Annotated in this window: 23 protein-coding genes and 1 tRNA gene; 2 read left to right on the forward strand and 22 right to left on the reverse strand. The window is 69.4% G+C overall.

Annotated features, from left to right (window positions below):
* Positions 1-153 precede the first annotated feature (153 nt).
* The 13 genes from EXE58_RS04755 to rplJ form a co-directional block, all read right to left on the reverse strand.
* Positions 154-948 (reverse strand): hypothetical protein, encoded by a 795-nt coding sequence (locus tag EXE58_RS04755; protein ID WP_135266811.1) that lies wholly within the window; start codon positions 946-948, stop codon positions 154-156.
* Positions 945-1562, reverse strand: a complete 618-nt coding sequence (locus tag EXE58_RS04760) for a hypothetical protein (RefSeq protein WP_135266812.1) — start codon at positions 1560-1562, stop codon at positions 945-947. The genes EXE58_RS04755 and EXE58_RS04760 overlap by 4 nt, the downstream gene beginning before the upstream one ends.
* Complete coding sequence (locus EXE58_RS04765; protein ID WP_135266813.1) at positions 1526-2815, reverse strand: MCE family protein; 1290 nt, start codon at positions 2813-2815, stop codon at positions 1526-1528. The genes EXE58_RS04760 and EXE58_RS04765 overlap by 37 nt, the downstream gene beginning before the upstream one ends.
* Positions 2812-4242, reverse strand: a complete 1431-nt coding sequence (locus EXE58_RS04770) for an MCE family protein (RefSeq protein WP_167288695.1) — start codon at positions 4240-4242, stop codon at positions 2812-2814. The genes EXE58_RS04765 and EXE58_RS04770 overlap by 4 nt, the downstream gene beginning before the upstream one ends.
* Positions 4239-5381, reverse strand: coding sequence for an MCE family protein (locus EXE58_RS04775; RefSeq protein ID WP_135266815.1), 1143 nt, complete (start codon positions 5379-5381; stop codon positions 4239-4241). Before EXE58_RS04775 ends, EXE58_RS04770 begins: the two co-directional genes overlap by 4 nt.
* A gap of 2 nt (positions 5382-5383) precedes the next feature.
* Entirely contained in the window at positions 5384-6346 is a 963-nt protein-coding gene (locus tag EXE58_RS04780; RefSeq protein ID WP_135266816.1) for an MCE family protein, read from the reverse strand.
* Positions 6343-7377, reverse strand: a complete 1035-nt coding sequence (locus tag EXE58_RS04785; protein WP_135266817.1) for an MCE family protein — start codon at positions 7375-7377, stop codon at positions 6343-6345. The genes EXE58_RS04780 and EXE58_RS04785 overlap by 4 nt, the downstream gene beginning before the upstream one ends.
* Positions 7374-8669, reverse strand: a complete 1296-nt coding sequence (locus EXE58_RS04790) for an MCE family protein (RefSeq protein ID WP_135266818.1) — start codon at positions 8667-8669, stop codon at positions 7374-7376. The genes EXE58_RS04785 and EXE58_RS04790 overlap by 4 nt, the downstream gene beginning before the upstream one ends.
* A 4-nt stretch (positions 8670-8673) precedes the next feature.
* Positions 8674-9492: an MlaE family ABC transporter permease gene (locus EXE58_RS04795; protein ID WP_135266819.1), complete on the reverse strand. Its 819-nt coding sequence runs from the start codon at positions 9490-9492 to the stop codon at positions 8674-8676.
* Positions 9493-9502: 10 nt separating this feature from the next.
* On the reverse strand, positions 9503-10288 hold the full coding sequence (locus EXE58_RS04800) for an MlaE family ABC transporter permease (protein WP_135266820.1): 786 nt from the start codon (positions 10286-10288) through the stop codon (positions 9503-9505).
* 6 nt (positions 10289-10294) lie between these two features.
* Positions 10295-11251 (reverse strand): ABC transporter ATP-binding protein, encoded by a 957-nt coding sequence (locus EXE58_RS04805; RefSeq protein ID WP_135266821.1) that lies wholly within the window; start codon positions 11249-11251, stop codon positions 10295-10297.
* 245 nt (positions 11252-11496) lie between these two features.
* Positions 11497-11889 carry a 50S ribosomal protein L7/L12 gene (gene rplL, locus EXE58_RS04810; protein WP_135266822.1) on the reverse strand — a complete coding sequence of 131 codons (393 nt, stop codon included), beginning with the start codon at positions 11887-11889 and terminating at the stop codon, positions 11497-11499.
* Between the two features lie 79 nt (positions 11890-11968).
* The gene (rplJ, locus tag EXE58_RS04815) at positions 11969-12643 is read right to left on the reverse strand and encodes a 50S ribosomal protein L10 (protein WP_135266823.1); all 675 of its coding nucleotides are present in this window, start codon (positions 12641-12643) and stop codon (positions 11969-11971) included.
* 284 nt (positions 12644-12927) lie between these two features.
* Here rplJ and EXE58_RS04820 point away from each other — a divergent pair, with 284 nt between their 5' ends.
* Positions 12928-13920: a DnaB-like helicase C-terminal domain-containing protein gene (locus EXE58_RS04820; RefSeq protein ID WP_135266824.1), complete on the forward strand. Its 993-nt coding sequence runs from the start codon at positions 12928-12930 to the stop codon at positions 13918-13920.
* Between the two features lie 81 nt (positions 13921-14001).
* Here the strand turns inward: EXE58_RS04820 and EXE58_RS04825 are convergent, their stop codons facing one another.
* The 6 genes from EXE58_RS04825 to EXE58_RS04850 form a co-directional block, all read right to left on the reverse strand.
* A complete protein-coding gene (locus EXE58_RS04825) occupies positions 14002-14850 on the reverse strand; it encodes an SCO4651 family lipoprotein (RefSeq protein ID WP_135266825.1) in 849 nt (282 codons plus the stop codon).
* A 166-nt stretch (positions 14851-15016) separates the two neighbouring features.
* Positions 15017-15739 carry a 50S ribosomal protein L1 gene (gene rplA, locus EXE58_RS04830; protein ID WP_135266826.1) on the reverse strand — a complete coding sequence of 241 codons (723 nt, stop codon included), beginning with the start codon at positions 15737-15739 and terminating at the stop codon, positions 15017-15019.
* Between the two features lie 62 nt (positions 15740-15801).
* Entirely contained in the window at positions 15802-16230 is a 429-nt protein-coding gene (gene rplK / locus EXE58_RS04835; protein ID WP_135266827.1) for a 50S ribosomal protein L11, read from the reverse strand.
* Between the two features lie 125 nt (positions 16231-16355).
* The gene (gene nusG, locus EXE58_RS04840; RefSeq protein ID WP_244242427.1) at positions 16356-17249 is read right to left on the reverse strand and encodes a transcription termination/antitermination protein NusG; all 894 of its coding nucleotides are present in this window, start codon (positions 17247-17249) and stop codon (positions 16356-16358) included.
* Positions 17246-17503, reverse strand: coding sequence for a preprotein translocase subunit SecE (gene secE, locus EXE58_RS04845; RefSeq protein ID WP_135266828.1), 258 nt, complete (start codon positions 17501-17503; stop codon positions 17246-17248). Before secE ends, nusG begins: the two co-directional genes overlap by 4 nt.
* Positions 17504-17552: 49 nt before the next feature.
* Positions 17553-17625: transfer RNA gene (locus tag EXE58_RS04850), tRNA-Trp, on the reverse strand.
* 156 nt (positions 17626-17781) lie between these two features.
* Between EXE58_RS04850 and EXE58_RS04855 the strand changes: the two genes are divergently transcribed.
* Complete coding sequence (locus EXE58_RS04855; protein ID WP_135266829.1) at positions 17782-18807, forward strand: adenosine deaminase; 1026 nt, start codon at positions 17782-17784, stop codon at positions 18805-18807.
* 59 nt (positions 18808-18866) lie between these two features.
* Here EXE58_RS04855 and EXE58_RS04860 read toward each other — a convergent pair whose 3' ends face one another.
* The 3 genes from EXE58_RS04860 to EXE58_RS04870 are packed head-to-tail and all read right to left on the reverse strand — an operon-like array spanning position 18867 to position 20705.
* Positions 18867-19928, reverse strand: coding sequence for a UDP-N-acetylmuramate dehydrogenase (locus tag EXE58_RS04860; protein WP_135266830.1), 1062 nt, complete (start codon positions 19926-19928; stop codon positions 18867-18869).
* A complete protein-coding gene (locus tag EXE58_RS04865; RefSeq protein WP_135266831.1) occupies positions 19921-20310 on the reverse strand; it encodes a MaoC/PaaZ C-terminal domain-containing protein in 390 nt (129 codons plus the stop codon). The genes EXE58_RS04860 and EXE58_RS04865 overlap by 8 nt, the downstream gene beginning before the upstream one ends.
* Positions 20310-20705: an FAS1-like dehydratase domain-containing protein gene (locus tag EXE58_RS04870; protein WP_135266832.1), complete on the reverse strand. Its 396-nt coding sequence runs from the start codon at positions 20703-20705 to the stop codon at positions 20310-20312. The genes EXE58_RS04865 and EXE58_RS04870 overlap by 1 nt, the downstream gene beginning before the upstream one ends.
* Positions 20706-20714 lie beyond the last annotated feature (9 nt).

Consider the following 20714-nt stretch of genomic DNA (forward strand, 5'->3'; position numbering starts at 1 on the left):
TGCGTCTCAACACGAGCCGGCCCCGAAGTGGGGAAACGCACGCGTGTGGCGTGAAGATGATGACTTGGCGGACGCCCCGGGTCAAGCGACTGGGCCGAACCGAGACCGTTTCCGCACGCCCGGCCGCCGCGCGTGCGGCTCAGCGGAGGGAGGTCACTGCGGCACGGGCGAGGTGACCATGCCGTCGACGAGCCACTCGCCGTCGACGCGCTGCATCGTGAGCGTGACCTGGTCCTTGTAGACGACCGGCTCGCGCTGCTCCTTGTTGGTGGTGGGCCGGTCCACGAACACCAGCACCTGCACCCGGTCCTCGCTGGCGCGCACGATCCCGGAGGCGACGACGGAGACGTCCACCTTCGTCCGCAACCGGGGGGCGTTCTCCTCGATGACCGCGAAGATCTTGTCGTAGTCCTCCCGGTAGCCGCCGGTCATCAACGCCTGGGCCCGCTCCTGGTCCTGCTCCAGCCGGCGATGGTCGTAGGACAGGACGGGTACGACGGCCTCCTCGGCCGCCTGCTGCGCCTCACGCGCCGCTGACTCGTCGGCTCCCGCGTCACCGGCCCCGAGCCAGGCCCACGTCGTGGCGGCGACCAGCACCAGGGCCAGCACCGCCAGGGCGGCAAGCAGCCTGGCCGGCACCTCCCGACCCGCCCCGCTGGTCGCGGAGGATGCCCCCGCATCGCTGGTTGAGGAGGGCGCCCCCGCATCGCTGGTCGAGGAGGGCGCCTCCTCGACCACTGCCGGCTCTGACTCCTGCTCGGGGGCGAGGGAGGCGTCGTACTCCGCCCGGGCGGCAGGGTCGAGGAGAACCTTGGCTGCGCGGTTGAGCGTCTCGAAGCGTCTGTCACCGGGCTCGAGGTCGGCGATGCCGGCCTTCCAGGCCGCACGGATCGCGGCGGGGTCGGCGGCACGGTCGACGCCCAGCAGGTCGTACCACGTCGGGGTCATGGCGTGTCTCCCTCCAGCGGGTCGGTGCCACCCACCGGGGCGAAGTCGTCGACCAGCCACTCCCCGTCGACGCTGACCAGCTCCACGGTGAAACGGAAGGGCAGCGGCTCCTGGGCGACCGTGCGCTCCTCGTCCGGGCCCTTGGCCGGCGCGGCGGTGTAGGTGTCGTTGAACGCACCGGCGACGAGCACCTGGGCGGCGTCGTCGTCGATCCTCGACACGGCTGTGGCGAAGACCTCGGTGGATCGCTCGACGCCTGCCTGCGCGACGAGCTGCTCGACAGCGGAGACCTGGCTGTCGAAGCCCGACCTGAACTTCGGCGTGATCACCTCGTGCATCCGCTCGCGGTAGTCGGGCATCTGGCCGGAGTCGTCGAGGAGGTCGGGGCCGTAGGTGCCCAGGCGGCGGACGAACTGGTCGCCCAGGCTCATCACTCGCTCCCGGGCCTCGGGCTCCTCGAGCGCTCCGGACGCCCGGTCCGGGCCGCCGTCGAAGGCGAGCACCCACACCAGGATCCCCGCGCACACGAGGGAGACCAGGGCCAGGCCCGTCGCCAGCGCGGGGCGGAGCCGGGACGTCACCGCCCGGCCGTCATCGGCTGGAGGTAGAGCCACTTCCAGGTCTCCTGTCCGAGGGTTCGGGGGGCTGAGCGGTCCCGGCCGACCAGTTCGGCCACGCGGGCGGGCCCCGAGGTCACCTTGCCGGTCTCGGGATCGTAGGCGAAGTCGGGGGTGCCCCAGCCGGTCGCCGCGCGCGGAGCGGGGACGTTCTGCGAGCCGCGGGCGTTGCTCTTCGAGGGCGGCTCCGTGCACTGTGCTGCCTCGTTCATCGCGCGGTTGCTGCCGTCCAGCGGCGAGCGTCGGTCGGTGCCCTCGTAGCCGCCGCTGCAGATGTGCGGGTCCTGCGTGAGCACCATGCCGAAGTGGGCGTCGTAGAGCCCCGTCGAGGGCGACTTGGACACGACGGTGAAGCCGCCCTCGACGACGTAGGGATAGAGCACCAGGAGCTGCTCGATGCCGTCGAGGTGCTTGACCACGACCTCGCCGGTGGTGACGAGGTTGTTGATGAGCTCGCCGAGCTCGACCTCGTTCTGCTCCAGGAAGGTGCGCAGCTCGTTGGCACCGGCGGAGCCGTCGTCGATGAGGGTGCGCAGGTCCTTGTCGTGGGCGGCCACCGTGCTCGAGAACTTCGACATGTCGCGCGCGAAGCGGCGGAAGGCGCTCTCGGAGGCGATCTGGCCGCGCAGCACGGTGTTGCTGTCGCGGATCAGGTCGACGGTGACCTCGAAGTTCTCGTCGGCCAGGCCGATGAACTGGTTGGTCCCGTCGATGATCGACTGGAGGTCCTCGGCCGAGCCGGCGAACGCCGCACCCAGCTCGCTGTTGACGGTGCGGAGGTCGTCCTCGTCGACGCTCCGCACGGTCTCGGAGAGGTGGGTGAGGAAGACCTCGGTGGCGATCGGCGTCTCGGTGAGGTCCTGGGCGATCTCGGAGTCCTCCCGGAGGAAGGGCTCGCCCTTCGACTGCGGCTGGAGCTCGACGTACTGCTCCCCGACCGCCGACCTGTTGCCCACCACTGCCCGCGCGTCGGCGGGGATGTCGTCGAACTCGTTGTCGATGGCCAGGTGGAGGTCGACGCCGTCGTCGACGAGCACGAGCTCGTCGACCACACCGACCCGGACGCCGCGGTAGGTCACCTCGGAACCCGCGAAGGAGCCGCCGGACTCTGCGAAGTGGGCGACCACGGTGTAGCTCTGGTCCACGAACGCACGATCGAGGCGGGCGTACCTCGCCCCGACGTAGCTCACGCCGACGAGCGTGATGATCGCGAACACCAGCAGCTGGAGACGCGTGCGGCGCGTGATCATCGGATCACCATCCCGGGCAGGAGGAGCGCGACCAGGTCGGGGTCGTAGTGCTCCATGAGGTCGGCGACCCGCGGTCCTCCGGGCGTACGACGACGGTCACCCGCGGCGGCCCTGGGGAGCCCGAGGGTCGGGAGGCCGGTCGTGGGCACGGGCAACGTGGGCAGCGTGCTCGGCAGCGGCGAGGGCGGCGAGAGGGTCGGCAGGCCCGGGAGCGGCAGGGCGTTGAGCTCCTTGCAGACGTCCTTGGTGCGGTTCTCCTCCTTCTGGCACTCCTCGCGCAGCCTCAGCAGCTCGGCCGGCGTGGCCAGCACGCGCTTGCACGCCTCGCTGGTCAGCGAGCCACTGCGCAGGCAGGCGAGGACGTTGTCGACGATCACCGTCGGGTTGATGACCGAGGGGAGGTTGGTGGGGAGCGTCGGCAGGGTGGTCGGCAGCTTCGGCAGCTCCAGGTCGAGGGTGATCGACAGGTTGGTGAAGTCGCCCATGTGGAGGTTGCGCGCGACCTGCGGGTCGCGACCGACCGTCTCGTCGACGAAGGGGTAGGTCAAGAAGACGTGGAAGGCGTTGGTGAAGTCGTCGCCTGCAGCGGCCAGCTGGGTGAGCACCGGGTCGAGGCGCTCGAGCGAGGCGATGGTGGCGCCCTTGGACCGGGCGATGACGTCGACCGCGACCGAGCTGAGGCGGTCGAGTGCGGCAAGCATCTCCACGAGGTCGTCGCGCTGGCGGTCGATGGACTCCAAGGCGCTGGGAAGCTCGTCGAGCGCCGCGTCGATGGTGGGCAGCTGCTTCTCGGCCGAGATCGCGAGACGGTTGAGGGCCTCGATCGCGTCGATGATCTCGCCCTTGTTGTCGTCGAGCTCGCCCATGAAGACGCGCAGCTGGCGCAGCACCGAGCGCGCGGAGTCCTCGCGTCCCTCGAGCGCACGGTTGAGCTCCTTGGTGATCGTGTTGAGCTGGGCGACGCCACCGCCGTTGAGGATCAGGCTCAGCGCCCCGAGCACCTCCTCGACCTCGGGGTTGCGCCCCGAGCGAGCCAGCGGGATGCGGTCGCCGTCACCCAGCCGGCCCGTGGCTGCCCCTTCGGCAGGAGCCTCCAGGGACACGAACTTCTCGCCGAGGAGGCTGGTCTGGCGCAGCTCGGCGACGGCGTTGGCCGGCAGCTCGACGTCGCGGCGCAGCTCCAGGCCGACCACTGCGTGGTAGTCGTCGAGGGTGATGTCGGTGACCTTGCCGACCGTGACGTCGTTGACCTTGACCGTCGAGTGGGGCACGAGGTCGAGGACGTCGGCGAACTCCACCTTGACCCGGATGGGGTCGTCGCCGGTGTCCGCACCCCCGGGCAGGGGCAGCTCGTAGACGTCGAAGTCGCAGCCCGACACGACCAGCGCGAGGACCACGGCCAGGAAGCCGGACAGGAGGCGCTTCACCGCTCCACCTCCACGAGGCCGCCGAGGGTGGGGTCGAACTGCTCGCGCGCCGGGATCGTGGCCGTCTCGTCCAGCGCGCCCGGGCGCGGCCTGTCCAGCACCTTGGTGATCTGCTGGCAGATCTTGTCGGAGCGGTCGACCTGGCCGACGAACCCGCACAGCAGGGCGGCAGGACTCGCCTCGAGCTGGTTGATCGACTCGCCGAGGTTGGCGCGGGTGTCGAGGGTCCCGGCCTGCGGGTTGTAGGTGAGGGCCAGGTTGTTGAGCGCGCCGGGCGCGACCCGGAGGATCTCGTCCAGGGCACCACGCTGTCGTACGAGCACCTTGGCGACCCGGTTGAGGCCGGTGATGTTGCGGCCCAGGGAGTCGCGGTTCTCGGCCACGAACTCCTTCACCTCGGTGAGGGCCACGGCAAGGTTCTTCGTCGCGCTGACGAGCTCCTGGCGCTCCCCCGCGAGCATCGTCGACACGTCGGCCAGGGACTGGTTGAACCGGCGCACCGTCTGGTCGTTCTCGGCCAGGGTCCTCATGAACTTCCCCAGTGCCTCGGTCGACCCGAAGAGCTCCTCGGAGTTGGCTGACAGCGTGTCGCTGAGACGGGCGACGTCCTTGACGGTCTGCCGGAAGGTGGTGCCCTGCCCGCCGAAGTTGTCGGCCGTGACTGCCAGCAGGTCCGAGAGGGCACCGGAGCGGTTGGCCCCCCGCGGGCCGAGGGCGACGTTGAGGTCGTCGAGGCTCTGGTAGATGTCGTCGAGCTCGAGCGGCTCCGACGTCTGGTCGACGGAGAGCTCGGCGCCGTCGGGCAGCGTGTCTCCGCCGGAGTAGGCAGGCGTCAGCTGGACGAACCGGTCGCCGACGACCGACGGCGCCACGATGACCGCTCGCGCGTCCGCCGGGACCTTGACCGAGTCGTCGTACGTCATGGTGACCTCGACGTCGGTGCCGGTCGGCTCGACCGAGGTGACCTCGCCGACGGGCACTCCGAGGACGCGCACCTCGCTGCCCTCGTAGACCGAGATCGAACGGGGGAAGTGCGCCACGACCGTGCGGCCGGTGTCCCCCTGCAGGAAGGTGACGGCGGCGGCGACCACGAGCGCCACGAGCACGAGGGGTACGAGGAGTCGCTTGAGAAGGTCCATGGTCAGCCCACCTGCGGAACTGGGGGGAAGTTGGAGATCCACGTGTCGAACCACGGCCCGGTGCCCAGCGTGTTGGCGAAGACGCGGTAGAACGGCGCCATCAGCCGGAGGCTGCTGTCGAGGTTGTCCTCGTTCTTGTTGAGAACGGCCACGACGTTCTCTAGGTGGGCGAGGGCCGGCTTGAGGTCGGCACGCGACTGACGCACGAGCTTCGTCAGCTCCTTGGACAGGGTGGTGCTGGAGACCAGCAGGTCGTGCACGGCCTGGCGTCGCGCGACGAGCGCTCGGAACAGGACGTCGCTGTCGCGCATGAGCGCGACGATGTCCTCGTCGCGCTCGTCGAGCACCCGCGAGACACGCTCGAGGTTGGTCAGCAGGAGGTTGATCTCCTCGTCCTTCTCGGCCACGTTGGCCGAGAGCCTGCTGAGACCCTGCAGCGCACCGCGGAACTCCTCGGGAGTGTTGCGCGACAGGTCGGCCAGGGTCGTCAGGGACGTGGCGAGCTGGTCGGTGTCGATGTCCTCGGAGGTGGAGGCCAGCCCCTCGAAGGCCTCCACGACGTCGTAGGGCGAGGAGGTGCGGTCGGCTGGGATAGTCCCGCCCTCCTCGAGCTGGCCGGCACCGGCCGGGTCGATCGCGAGGAACATCGACCCGAGGATCGTCTTGACGCGGATCGCCGCCCGCGAGTCTGGCCCGAACGCCGCCTCGTCCTCCACCTTGAACGAGACCTTGACCTGGTCGCCCTCGAGCGCGATCTCGTCGACCTTGCCCACGCGGACCCCGGCGATGCGCACCTCGTCGTTGGCCTTGAGGCCACCTGCCTCGGAGAACATCGCGTGGTAGGTGTCGCCCCCTCCGATCACGGGCAGGTCGTCGGCGCGCAGCGCCATCATCACGACCATGGCCAGGGTGACCAGGCTGATGGCACCCACGACCACGGGATTGCGCTCACGGAACGGCTTCATCCGAGATCACACCTGTCGGATCCGGTCTGGTAGCTGACGGGGATGGCACGACCGCCGGGGAGGGTGACCCGTCCCTGGAACTCGCAGAGGTAGAAGTTGAAGAACGAGCCGTAGATCGCGGTGCGGCCGATCTTGTTCAGCTTGATCGGCAGGACCTGCAGGGCCCGGTCGAGCTCTGCCTTGTTGGCATCGACCGAGCCCGCGACCTTGCGAAGCTCGGCGATGTCCTTGACGAAGGGCTCGCGGATGCCGTCGATCAGCGAGGCCGTCTCCACCGACAGCGCGGAGACGTCCTCGAGGGAGCCCAGGATCGCGTTGCGGTCCTTCTTCAGGCCCGAGACGAGTGTGCGGAAGGACGTGATCAGCCGGGTGAGCTGCTCGTCCCGGTCGGCCACGTGGTCCAGGACGAGGGACAGGTTGTCGATGAGCTCGCCCAGGACCTGGTCGCGGTCGGCCAGGGTGTTGGTCACCGAGGCGGTGTGGCCGAGGAGCCCCTCGAGCGTGCCGCTCTCACCCTGGAACACCTGGATCAGCTCGTAGGAGAGCTGGTTGATGTCGTCGGGCGAGAGTGCCTGGAACAACGGCTTGAAGCCGTTGAACAGCACCGTGAGGTCGAGCGCCGGCTGGGTGCGCGCGAGCGGAATGGTGCCGTCCTCGGGCAGCCTCTCGAGGTCACCGACCTGCTGGGTGAGGGAGATGTAGCGCTGTCCGATGAGGTTGCGGTAGCGGATGGAGGCGAAGGTGCCGCCGTTGACCTGGACGTCCTTGTCGACGCTGAACGTCACCAGGGCGCGTGTGCGGTCGACGATCTCGATGTCGTCGACGACGCCCACCTTGACCCCGGCGACCCGGATGTCGTCGCCGTCGACCACGCCCGTGGCGTCGGAGAACTCGGCGCGGTAGCTGCGCGTCTCGCCGAAGCCGAGGTTGCCGATCGTGACCACGAGGACGCCTGTGGCCAGGGTGGTCACCAGGATGAACACCAGGAGCTTGACCAGGTCAGCGGTCGTGCGCTTGTCGAGCACGCTCATCGCAGCGACACCTCCGCGCCCCGGGCCATCGGGCCGACCAGGAGGACCCCGAGGTCGGGCACCTCGGAGCGCGTGAGGCCGAGGCCGGGTGCGAGCAGCGACTTGAGGAGGGCGGCCTCCTCGGACCCGCCGGCGTAGCCGGCTCCCGAACCCGACCAGCTCCGCGCCGACCAGCTGGGCGCGACGCGCTGGGTCCCCTTGCCCGTGGGGGTCTCGACCCCGTCGGCGAAGTCCGGGACGGGGGCGGGGTTGCTCTGGCTGTAGGAGGGGGCAGGCAGCTGGCCGCAGTAGGGGCCCCGCTTGTCGCCGTAGACCGGGGTGTCTGCCGGCCCGTAGCCGCGCGGCTGGTTGGGCAACATCTCCAGGACGATGTGCAGGGTGAACCCGCGGAAGACCTCGGCCTGCAGCTTGCCGGCCTGCACGATGCCCTCGAGGAGGCAGGGGTACTCCGGGGAGTACTTGGCGAAGACCTCGAGCTGGGCTGCTCCCAGCTCGCCGAGGCGCACGATGTTGTCGCCGTTGGCCCGGGTGAACCCCTCGGCGACGTCGGCGAACCTCGTCACGTCGTTGAACAGCGCCTTGAGGCGCTCCTCGCGACCTTCCAGGGTCGTGGTCGTCCGGATCGTGTCGCGCAGGATCGAGGCCACCTCGGGGAGGACGTCGGAGTAGGTGTCGGACACACGCGACGCCAGGCGCAGGTCCTCGACCAGCGCGGGCAGCTCGGGGTTGAACTTGCGGAGGTAGCCGTCGAGCGTCTCGAGGCTGGCTCCCAGCTGCTCGCCCCTCCCCTCCAGTGCGGTGGCGATGGCGTTGAGGGTCATGTTGAGGTCTGCGGGCTGGACCGCCCGGAGCAGGGGGTAGAGGTCGCTGAGCACCTGCTCGACCTCGATGGACAGCTCGGTCCGCTCGATGGTGTCCCCGGCCCGGATCGTCCGCGCGGAGCCGCCCTCGGGCACGACCAGGGCGACGTACTTCTCGCCGAACAACGTCTTGGGGACGATGGAGGCGGTCACCTCGGCCGGGATCGCGGTCGTCCGGTCCTCGTAGAGCCCGAGGGTCAGCTCGGCGCCGTCAGCGGTGGGCTCGACCTCGATGACCTCGCCGACGATGACTCCCCGGATCTTCACGTCGGCCCGGGCAGGGAGCTGCAGGCCGATCTTCGAGGCGCGCAGCGTGACCTCGTCGTAGGTGCTGAACTGGTGGGTGAAGACGCCGTAGGACAGTCCGGCCCCCGCGACGATCAGGGCGAGGAAGAGGGTTCCGAGCAGCTTGTTGGTCACCGACTTGGGCACGCGCTCACCCCGCCAGCCGCACGGTCGTCGCCGCGCCCCAGATCGCCATGGACAGGAAGAGGTCGATCACGTTGATCGCCACGATGCTCGTGCGGACCGCCCGACCCACCGCGAGACCCACGCCCGCAGGACCGCCGCTCGCGGTGTAGCCGTGGTAGCAGTGGATGAGGATCACGGTGACGGCGAAGACCAGCACCTTGCCGAAGGACCACAGCACGTCCTCGGCGGGCAGGAACGCATTGAAGTAGTGGTCGTAGGTCCCGGTGGACTGGCCGTAGATCTGGGTGACCACCAGCCTGCTCGCGAAGTACGACGACAGCAGGCCGACGACGTACAGCGGGATGATCGCGATGAGCCCGCCGATGACCCGGGTCGCGACGAGGAAGGGCATCGAGGGGATCGCCATCACCTCGAGGGCGTCGACCTCCTCGGAGATCCGCATCGCGCCGAGCTGCGCGGTGAAGCCGCAACCGACCGTCGCGGCGAGGGCGATGCCCGCGACGAGCGGCGCGATCTCGCGGGTGTTGAAGTAGGCCGAGACGAAGCCCGAGAACGCGGCAGTGCCCAGCTGGTTGAGGGCGGCATAGCCCGAGAGCCCCACCTGGGCACCGGTGAAGAAGGTCATCCCGATGATCACGCCGACCGTCCCGCCGATGACCGCGAGCGCGCCCGAGCCGAGCGTCACCTCGGCCAGGATCCGCATGATCTCGCGCGGGTAGCGGGAGATGGAGCGCGGAGCGGCCTTCAGCACGCCCAGGTGGAAGGCGAGCTGCTCCCCCAGTGTGTCGAGGGAGGCGAGCGGCTTCTCGTAGATGCTCTTCATGGACACCGGCTCACCCCGTCTTCGGCGGCACGACTTGGAGGTAGATCATGCTGAGGACGAAGTTGGCCACGAACAGGAGCAGGAACGTGATGACGACGGACTCGTTGACGGCGTCCCCCACGCCCTTGGGCCCGCCTGCGGCGTTCATCCCCTTGTAGGACGCCACGATCGCGGCGATGAGCCCGAAGACCAGCGCCTTGATGAGTCCCACCCACAGGTCGGGAAGCTGCGCGAGGGCGGTGAAGCTCGCCAGGTAGGCGCCCGGCGTGCCGTCCTGGAGCACCACGTTGAACACGTAGCCACCGACCACGCCGACCACGCTGACCAGCCCGTTGAGGAAGAACGCGACGAGCATGCAGGCCAGCACCCGCGGCACCACCAGGCGCTGGATGGGGTCGATCCCCAGCACCATCATGGCGTCGAGCTCCTCGCGGATCTTGCGAGCACCGAGGTCGGCGGCGATCGCGGACCCCCCGGCACCTGCGATGAGCAGCGCCGTTCCGATCGGTGCAGCCTGCTGGATCACGGCCAGCACCGACGCCGAGCCGGTGAACGACTGCGCACCGAACTGCTTGATGAGCCCGCCGACCTGCAGCGCGATCACGGCCCCGAAGGGGATGGCCACCAACGCCGTGGGGATGATCGTCACCGAGGCGATGAACCACGACTGCTGCAGGAACTCCCGGAGCTGGAAGGGGCGCCTGAACAGTCCCCGGGCGACGTCGAGGGCGAAGGCGAAGAGATTGCCTGCGACCCCGATCGGCGCGAGGGCTCGGGAGGTGACGGTGGTGGCCACGGCCAGCTAGACCCCCGGTGCCAGACCGGCGTTGGCGGACTCGAACGAGCCCGGGGGCGGCGTCACGCCGTGCTCACGGCACCACTCGCCGGCGGGGCGCTGCCCGCGGCGCGGGATGCCGTTGGACGGGTCGAGCTGCAGCGGGATCGGGGGCAGCGGGGGCAGCTCCTGGTCCTTCTCGGCCTCGAGCTCGTCGGCGTCCTTCTCCTCGGACATGCCGATGGGCCCGACGCGCTGGGCGTTGAGGAACTGGCGCACCACCGGCTCCTCGGAGCTGAGCAGCTGCTCGCGGGGCCCGAACATGGCCAGGTGCTTGTGGTAGAGCAGGCCGATGTTGTCGGGCACCGTGCGCGCGGTGTTGATGTCGTGGGTGACGATCAGGAACGTCGCCTCGATCTGGGCGTTGAGGTCGACGATCAGCTGGTTCAGGAAGGCGGTGCGGACCGGGTCGAGACCCGAGTCGGGCTCGTCGAAGAGGACGATCTCCGGATCGAGCACCAGCGCCCGCGCCAGGCCGGCCCGCTTGCGCATGCCGCCCGAGATCTCTCCCGGCAGCTTGTCCTCGGCTCCGATGAGACCGACGAGGTCCATCTTCTCCATGACGATGTCGCGAACCTGCGACTCGGTCTTCTTGGTGTGCTCGCGCAGCGGGAAGGCGACGTTGTCGTAGAGGTTCATCGACCCGAACATCGCGCCGTCCTGGAAGAGGACACCGAACAGCTTGCGGATCTCGTAGAGGTCCTTCTCCGAACAGCTGGCGATGTCGGTGCCCTCGATGATGATCGAGCCCTGGTCGGGCTTGAGCAGGCCGATGAGGGTCTTCAGGAAGACCGACTTGCCCGTCCCCGACGGGCCCAGCATCACGCAGATCTCACCTGCCGGCACCGTCAGGCTGACGTCACCCCAGATCAGCTGCTTGCCGAATGACTTGGTGAGGTTGTTGACCTCGATCTCGACGCCCATGGCGTTCTTGCCCCTTCCCTACCCGACCGCGTGGACATCGGTCCGGTTCTCCCTGTTCAGCGCACGACCCGGTTGGTTCAACGCGCGGACTGCGGTGAGGTTACGCGGTGGGGAGGATCGACGTCAGCGCACTGTCCACGGGATGGGGCAGCGGTGGGGCGGGGCAGGGACGAGGCAGGCCCGTGCGGGCCGAGGCACGCCAAAGGGCGGCCACTCCGAGTGGAGTGACCGCCCTTGGCGTCAGATCACTTGACCGAGACGGTGGCGCCGGCGCCCTCGAGGGCTTCCTTCGCCTTGTCGGCCGCAGCCTTGTCGACCTTCTCGAGGATGGCCTTGGGAGCGGCCTCGACCAGGTCCTTGGCCTCCTTCAGGCCGAGGGAGGTCAGGGCGCGCACCTCCTTGATGACGTTGATCTTCTTGTCACCAGCGGCCTCGAGGACGACGTCGAACTCGTCCTGGGCAGCAGCCTCGTCGCCCGCGGCGGGAGCGCCACCGGCGGCAGCAGGGGCCGCAGCGGCGACCGGCGCGGCGGCGGTGACGCCGAAGGTGTCCTCGAACTGCTTCACGAACTCGGAGAGCTCGATCAGGGTCATCTCCTTGAAGGCCTCAAGGAGCTCGTCGGTGCTGAGCTTCGCCATGGTTGGCGTTTCCTTCCGTGTGTGGCGCACCCGCGAGGTGCAGGGCGCCGGGTTTCAGGTGGTGTACGTCGGCCTGGGCTCAGGCGTCGGTGGACTCGGTCGTCTCCTCGGACGCCTCGGCGGCGGGTGCCTCGGGGGCCTCCTCCGCTGCAGGCGCCTCGTCGACGACCTTCGTCTCCTCGGCAGCGGCCGGCCCAGTGCTGTCTTCCTGGGAAGCACCACCTGCGAGGATCGAGGGGTCCTGCTGCGCCTTGGCCTCCAGGGCGCCGGCGAGCCGGGCAGCCTGGGAGAGGGGGGCGTTGAGCAGGTAGACGGCCTGGGAGAGCGAGGCCAGCATTGCGCCGGCCAGCTTGCCCATGAGCACCTCGCGCGACTCGAGGTCGGCCAGCTTGGCCACCTCGGACGCGTCGAGGGTGTTGCCGTCCAGGACGCCGCCCTTGATGACGAGGGCGGGGTTTGCCTTGGCAAAGTCACGCAGACCCTTGGCGGCTTCCACGACGTCACCGCTGATGAAAGCGATGGCGGTGGGGCCGGTCAGCAGGTCGTCGAAGCCGTCGATGCCGACCTCGTTGGCCGCAAGCTTGGCCAGCGTGTTCTTGACCACGGCGTAGGTTGCGTTCTCGCCGAGGGAGCGGCGCAGGTCCTGCAGCTCCTTGACGGTGAGCCCGCGGTACTCGGTCAGCACAGCGCCGGCGGACTCGTTGAAGGACTCAACGATCTCCGCTACGGCGGCAGTCTTCTCTGGCCGCGCCATGGGTCTCCTTCCGGGGTCGACCACCGGCTGGCCCCCACAACGGCGAAAGCCCTGAACTTCTGGCTCAGGAGCACAGGGTTCAGGGCTTTGGTGCGGCGAAGCCGCTAGCTCTTCCCACCTGCGCTGGCCGTCCTGCTGGAGGAACCTTCGGTCGTGGGCAATGAGCCCGTGACCACCGGCGGTCTCTGGTTTCAGGAGAGGACTCTACGCGGGGGGCACCTCGGCCACAAATCGGCAATCAGGGAAACGCTCCTGAATCGGTCGTCAACTGGTTCGATAGGGCCGTGGACCAACAACTCACGACCGTCGGCGCCGCCATCGCGCGCAGTGACGAACGCATGATCTCAGGACGCAATGCAGCCGGCCGAGTGTGGAAGACCGGGTTCGGCGGCCTCGACCCCGCCATCGGTGGAGGCATGCGAGGTGGCTCGCTGATCCTGCTCGCCGGCCCTCAGGGCCTCGGCAAGTCCACCTTCGCGCTCCAGATCGCGCGCAACGTCGCCGCCTCGGGCCGCCCCGTCGTCTACTTCTCCTACGAGCACGACCCCGAGGACCTCACCCAGAAGCTGCTGGCCATGGAGTCCGGCGAGCTGGACGAGTCCGACCAGGTCAGGCTGACCGCCATCCGCTCGGCGTTCGACGACCTGTGGGTGAGCTCCCTGGAGCGCCGCCTCGAGTCGGTGCCCTCCGGCGTCGCCGCCCTCCAGCGCATCGCCCAGTACTCCGAGCTGCTCTTCCTGCACCGCTCCACCGGCACGCGCACCGACCTCGGCGCCATCCAGGCCGCCATCCAGGCTGTGCGGGAGCTCACCGGCGCCACGCCCTTCGTCGTCGTGGACTACCTCCAGAAGGTCAGGGTCCCCGCCGGCGGCGACGAGGACGAGCGCACGACCCACGTGGTGGAAGGCCTCAAGGACCTCGCCATCGACCTCAACGCGCCGATCCTGGCGATCGCAGCCGCCGACAAGGCAGCGCTGCAGACGGGCAAGCGCATGCGCACCAACCACCTGCGAGGCTCGAGCTCGCTGGCCTACGAGGCCGACATCGTGCTGGTGCTCAACAACAAGTTCGACATCGTCGCCCGCCACCACCTGACCTACGACCTCGGCAACAGCGAGCGCTTCCGCGAGTGGGCCGTCCTCAGCGTGGAGAAGAACCGCTTCGGCAAGGACAGCGTGGTGCTGCAGTTCAGGACCCGCTTCGACCAAGGGCGCTTCCTGCCCGAGGGCGAGCCCGTCAAGGAGCAGCTCCTCGACGAGCGGGTCTTCCGCGAGTGACCCCGTGATGCACGCGACGGGCCGCTCCCCCTCGGGGAGCGGCCCGTCGTTCGTCCACGGTGAGGAGCGGCGTACGACGACTCAGGCGGCGCCCGGCATGCCGGGGATCTGGTCGGTGACCTCGCTGGCCGGCGGGGCCTCGATCTCGACGTCGGTGCCGAAGTCGGTGTAGAAGCCCTCGGTGCTCGACTTCGAGGCAGGCTGTCCGCCGGCGGCGGGAGTCGAGACGTCCTGGGCGTACTTGCGCGGCAGGTTGTCGCCGTCGACCCACATGTCCGTCACGAGCTCCTTGGGCATGTAGGTGGCCATCTCGGCGGGGAAGCCCATGGCCTCCATGTAGTTCGTGGGGTCGATCGTGACCCGGTAGTGGTTGGTCTCGACTCCGTCGATCTCCTCCTGGCCGAGGAGCTCGACCTTCTTCGGAGCCTCCATGGCCTTGAACATCGCCTCGGGGTCGGTGGCCTTGGCGAGCATTCCGAAGAGCGAGTCACCGGCGGTCTTGAGGTCGATCTTGAGCCACTTGTCGCCCATGCCCATGTCGGGGCTCTTCATGTAGACGACCTGGTCGAGCATGACCATCTCCATCGCCTGGGCGCCGTCGCTGGTGGCCCGCATCTCGACGCCGGAGTCGGTGTATCGGGCCTCGCCCGTCATCGTCGACTCGGCCCCGGCCGCGGTGCTGGTCGCGGTGTACTTGAACGTCTCCGCGTCCTTGAGCGCAGCGGTCACCGCCGGGTAGAAGTCTGCTGCGGCCAGCTCGGAGAGCTCCTCGCCCTCGGCCTCCTCGCCGGTGTCGGTCTGGCTCGTCTCGTCCGAGCCGTCCGGGGTGTTGTCGTCGGATCCGTCGGAGCCGCAGGCGGCCACGCTCAGTCCCAACGCGATGACGAGGGCCGTCGAGCCGAGCCGACGGGACAGGGTCCTCACGCGCATGTGTTGTGCTCCTTCACGAGTGGTGTGTGCCCCGGCGTTCCTCCCCGACGCAGGCCACACGAAACCACACTCGGCCAAGCGCAACCTGAGAAGTCCACCAGATGCGCAGGATCCGGCCGCCCCGCCGAGCGGGGGGACCGGATCCTGGTTGCCGGGGAGGCGGGGGTCAGTCCTGCTGGCCCTCGTCCTCGGAGGTGACGTTCTTGGTGCGGTTGGGGTCGACCTGGACCCCCGGGCCCATCGTCGTGGAGACGGTGACCTTCTTGATGTAGCGACCCTTGGAGCTGGCCGGCTTGAGCCGGAGCACCTCCTCGAGCGCCGCGGCGTAGTTCTCCGCGAGCGCAGCCTCGGAGAAGGAGGCCTTGCCGATGATGAAGTGCAGGTTGGAGTGGCGGTCGACGCGGAACTCGATCTTCCCGCCCTTGATGTCGGTGACCGCCTTCGCGACGTCAGGGGTGACGGTGCCGGTCTTGGGGTTCGGCATCAGGGACCGCGGACCCAGGACGCGACCCAGGCGACCGACCTTGCCCATCATGTCGGGGGTCGCGACGACGGCGTCGAAGTCGAGCCAGCCACCGTTGACCTTCTCGATCAGCTCGTCGCCACCGACGAAGTCGGCGCCGGCCTCACGGGCGGCCTCGGCCTTCTCGGCGTTGGCGAACACGAGCACGCGGGCGGTCTTGCCGGTGCCGTGGGGCAGGTTGACGGTGCCGCGCACCATCTGGTCGGCCTTGCGGGGGTCGACGCCGAGACGCATGACGACGTCCACGGTCTCGTCGAACTTCTTCTTGCTGCTGGACTTGGCGATCTTGATCGCCGTGAGCGGGGCGTGGAGCTCGTTCTGGTCGAACGTCTCCGCCGCCGCGCGGTAGGTCTTGCTGCGCTGCATGAGCTTTCTCTTCTCTGCTGGAAAGGACGTGGTCAGCGGGCCAGCGCGGCCCTCCCACGGGTTCAGTCGGTCGTGACGCCCATCGAGCGGGCGGTGCCCTCGACGATCTTCATGGCGGCCTCGACGCTGTTGGCGTTGAGGTCGGGGAGCTTGGTCTGCGCGATCTCGCGCACCTGGTCCTTGGTCAGCTTGCCGACCTTGTCCTTGTGCGGGACGCCGGAGCCCTTCTGCAGGCCTGCGGCCTTCTTGATCAGCTCGGCAGCCGGAGGCGTCTTCGTGATGAAGTCGAAGGACCGGTCCTCGTAGATGGTGATCTCGACCGGGATCACGTTGCCGCGCATCGACTCGGTCTGCGCGTTGTAGGCCTTGCAGAAGTCCATGATGTTCACACCGTGGGGACCCAGGGCGGTACCCACCGGAGGAGCCGGAGTTGCTGCGCCAGCCTGCAGCTGCACCTTGACCAGGGCAGCAATCTTCTTCTTGGGAGGCATGTTCCTCTTCCTGTTCTCATGTGGTCATGACGAGGGCGGTCGCCCCCTGCCACGGGTGTTGCTCAGGCAATTGTGGGCCGAGGGCCCGTGCGGCGCCAATTCGCTGGGCCGCGGACGCGCTGGGGTCAGACGCGCTGGATCTGGGAGAACGAGAGCTCGACCGGGGTCTCGCGGCCGAAGATCTCGACCAGGGCCTTGACCCGCTGGGACTCGGCGTTGATCTCGGTGATCGTCGCGTGGAGCGTGGCGAACGGGCCGTCCACGACCATCACGGAGTCGGAGACCTCGAAGTCGGCGACCTCGACCTGCTTGCGCGGGGTCGTGCTCGACCCCTTCTCGCTGGACGCGGCCGCTGCCTCGGACTCGGCCACGACGGCCGGGGCGAGCATGTCCTCGACCTCGCGCATGCTCAGCGGCACCGGCTGGTGGCTGTGACCGACGAAGCCGGTGACAGAGGGCGTGTGACGCACGGTCGACCAGGACTCGTCGGTCAGGTCCATGCGCACCAGGACGTAGCCCGGCAGGACGGTGCGCGTGACCATCTTGCGCTGGCCGTTCTTGATCTCGGCGACTTCCTCGGTCGGGACCACGATCTCGTGGATGTAGTCCTCCATGTTGAGGGAGACGATGCGGTTCTCGAGGTTGTGCTTGACCCGCTTCTCCATGCCGGAGTAGGTGTGCACGACGAACCAGTCGCCCGGCTTGGCGTAGAGCTCGCGCCGGAACTGCTCGAGCGGGTCGTCCTCGACGGGCTCGTCCTCGACGGACTCCTCGGTCGGGGCCTGGTCGGCGTCGCCGGCAGCTCCTGCCTCGTCGCTCTCCGCCGCCTCGGGCGCGCCAGCCTCGGGCGCCTCAGGCGCGTCGGCCTCCGACTCGGGCGCCTCCGTGGAGACCTCGACCTGGTCGGGCTGGTCGGGGTCAAAGCTCTCGGGCACGTCTTGCTCCGTCACGTCGTGGGCTGCCGCCGCGTCAGCGGTCTCGGCTGCTGCGGGCTGGGTCTCTGCGGGCTGGTCGGTCACTGCTGGCTGCCACCTGTGAACGTCCAGTAGACGAGGCGGAAGAACGCCAGGTCGAGCGCCGCGACGAAGCTCATCACCACGATCACGAAGACCAGGACCACGAAGAAGTAGGTCACCAGCTGCTGCTGGGTGGGCCAGACGACCTTCCGCAGCTCGGCGATGACCTGGCGCAGGAACGTGGCCGGGCTGGCCCGCTTGCGTCCCTCGTCTCGCGAGTCACGCTGCGGGTCGCGCACTGCGCTGCCGTCCGACACGGTCTGTCACCTCTCCTGGAACAGGAATTCTTGATCTGGTGCTGTCTTGCAGGGCACGAGGGACTTGAACCCCCAACCTTCGGTTTTGGAGACCGATGCTCTGCCAGTTGAGCTAGTGCCCTTCGGTGGGCGACACACACTGAGGATCCCCGATGCCGGGGCAGGCCGAAGCATGTGGCTGGACCACCAGACGAAGAGCATACGTGGCCCACCGAGACCGCGTCGAACCGAGGTCACCCACGCGAGCCGACCCGCTGCTGCCCCTTACAGTGACCGACATGGGTCACCGGGAGATCGTCGGGCTCCCCAAGGCCCACCTGCACCTGCACTTCACCGGCTCCATGCGCCACGGCACGCTCCTCGACCTGGCGGCTCGTGACGGGATCTCCCTGCCGGACTCCCTCGTCACCGACTGGCCCCCCGAGCTGAGCGCCGCCGACGAGAAGGGCTGGTTCCGCTTCCAGCGCCTCTACGACGTAGCGCGCTCGGTGCTGCGCACCCCTGACGACGTACGACGCCTGGTGCTCGAGGCAGCCGAGGACGACGTGGCCGACGGCGGCAGGTGGATGGAGATCCAGGTGGACCCCAGCGGCTACGCCGCGCGCTTCGGCGGCATCACCGCCTTCACCGACCTGGTGCTCGACTGCGTCCGCGACGCCACCCGGCGGACCGGCCTCGGCATCGCCGTGGTGATCGCGGCCAACCGCACCCGCCACCCCCTCGACGCCCGCACCCTGGCCCGGCTCGCCTCGCAGTACGCCGGGCGTGGCGTGGTGGGGTTCGGGCTCTCCAACGACGAGAGGCGGGGCAGCACCGACGACTTCGCGGGAGCCTTCCGCATCGCCGAGCGCGCCGGGCTGCTCCTCGCACCCCACGCCGGTGAGCTGCGTGGGCCGGACCACATCCGCCAGGTCCTCGACGCCCTCGGCCCCCAACGGCTCGGCCATGGGGTGCGCTGCGCCGAGGACCCCGACCTGCTCGACCGCGTCGTGCAGGCCGGCATCGCGCTCGAGGTGTGTCCGGTCTCCAACGTGGCTCTCGGCGTCTACTCCGACCTGACGTCGGTGCCGCTGCCCGAGCTGCTCACGGCCGGCGCCACGGTCGCCCTGGGTGCGGACGACCCGCTGCTGTTCGGGTCGCGGCTGGCCGGGCAGTACGCCACGATGCGGGCCGCCCACGACCTGACGGACAGCGACCTCGCTCGGCTGGCCCGGATGTCCTTCGAGGCGTCACGCGCCCCTGCGGGCGTCAAGGCGGCCGCGCTCGCCGACATCGACGCCTGGCTGGCCGCTCCCGTCGCCTGACATCTGAGGACACCCTGGACGGAAAGGGGCCGTGGATCCGTCCACCACGTCCTCAGACGTCAGAGCGAGCAGCCGACCGTCACCGGCTCGTTGACGAGCCGCACCCCGAACGCGTCCTCCACGCCGTCGCGCACCTCGCGCGCCAGGGTGAGCAGCTCAGCCGTGGTCGCGCCGCCCCGGTTGGTCAGGGCGAGCGTGTGCTTGGTCGAGAGCGAGACACGAGGGCCGGCCGACGGGCTGGTGTGGCCCTTGGTGAAGCCGGCCCGCTCGATGAGCCAGGCGGCGCTGGTCTTCACCCGGCCGTCGCCCTGCTCCCACCGTGGGGCCTCCGCGGGCAGGGCGGTCGACTGGCCCGGCTCGAGGATCGGGTTGGTGAAGAAGGACCCGGCGCTCCAGGTGTCGTGGTCGGCGTCGTCGAGCACCATCCCCTTGCGCGAGCGCAGCTGCAGCACGCTCTCGCGCACCGCCGCCAGCGGCGCACGCTCACCGGGACCGACCTCGAGGGCGCGCGCGAGCTCGGCATAGGCCACCGGCTCCGACATGGTGCCCTGGCGGAGCTGGAAGGTGACCTCGAGGACGACGTACCTTGCCGGGTCGGCCTTGAAGCGCGAGCCGCGGTAGGAGAACCCGCACTCGGCCGCCGCGAAGGTGCGCTGAGCTCCTGCCACACGGTCCCAGGTGCGGACGCGGGCGATCGTCTGGGCGACCTCCTGGCCGTAGGCACCGACGTTCTGGATGGGAGTGGACCCCACTGCGCCCGGGATGCCCGAGAGCGCCTCGACACCGGCCCACCCCGAGGCCACCGCCCGGTCGACGAGGGCGTCCCAGCCCTCGCCGGCCGCCACCGTGAGGACGACGCCGCCACAGGCGGCCAGGGTGTCGGCCTCGCACGCATCGGTGTCGACGTGCACCCCGCTGGTCGCCACCTCGACGACCCGCCCGTCGAAGCCCTCGTCCGCGACGACGAGGTTGGACCCCCCGCTGAGGAGCAGCACGGGCGTGCCGGCGGCGTCCGCCTCGCGCACCGCCTCGACCAGCCCTGCCTCCGTGGTCGCGCGGACCCACTCGCGCGCCGGTCCACCGAGCCGCAGGCTGGTGTGGTCGCGCAACAGCTCAGGCACGCACGACCGCCTTGGGCATGCCGAGCACCTTCGCGTCGCCGCAGCGCACCTCGAGCGCCAGCGTCACGAGGCTCTCGCCGGCCGACTTGACGGTCCCCGACACCACCACCTCGGCCGCACCCTCGGCCGGCACCACGACCGGGGCGATGAACTTGGCGCCGAGCTCGACCACCTCCGCCCCGCCGGTCCACCCGGCGACGGCACGGCCGACCAGCGCCAACGTGTACATGCCGTGGGCGATCACGCCGGGCAGGCCGACGCTTCGAGCGACGTCGTCGTCCTGGTGGATGGGGTTGTGGTCGCCGCTGGCCTCTGCGTAACGGACGAGGTCGGCACGGGTGACGGCGAACACCTGGGGCGCCAGGACGTCTCCGGGCGTCATCAGGCTCCTCCCCCGTGGACCAGGGTCGCGCGCCCCAGGCACACCAGCTCGTCGTCTGCGTCGCGGATCTCCGAGGTGGTCCCGATGATGTCGGCGCCGCCGATCTGCCGCAGCCCCACGACGCGCAGGCGCGCGGTCAGCACGTCTCCGACGACGATCGGCCGCTCGTAGGTGAACCGCTGCTCCCCGTGGACGATGCGGTGCAGGTCGATCTGCTCGTCCTCGAGGAAGGCCATCATCGCGTCGAAGGCGAGCGTGATCGGCCAGGTGGGCGGCACGGTGCCGTCGTACGACGACCCGATCGCCGCGGCGAACGCCCGGACCCCCTCCTCGGTCACCGTCGTGGGCGCGGTGGCCGGACGGTCGCGCTCCAGCAGCGAGGGGTCGACAGGCATGCCGACGAG

The sequence above is a fragment of the Nocardioides seonyuensis genome, from assembly GCF_004683965.1.
GTDB classification, from domain to species: domain Bacteria; phylum Actinomycetota; class Actinomycetes; order Propionibacteriales; family Nocardioidaceae; genus Nocardioides; species Nocardioides seonyuensis.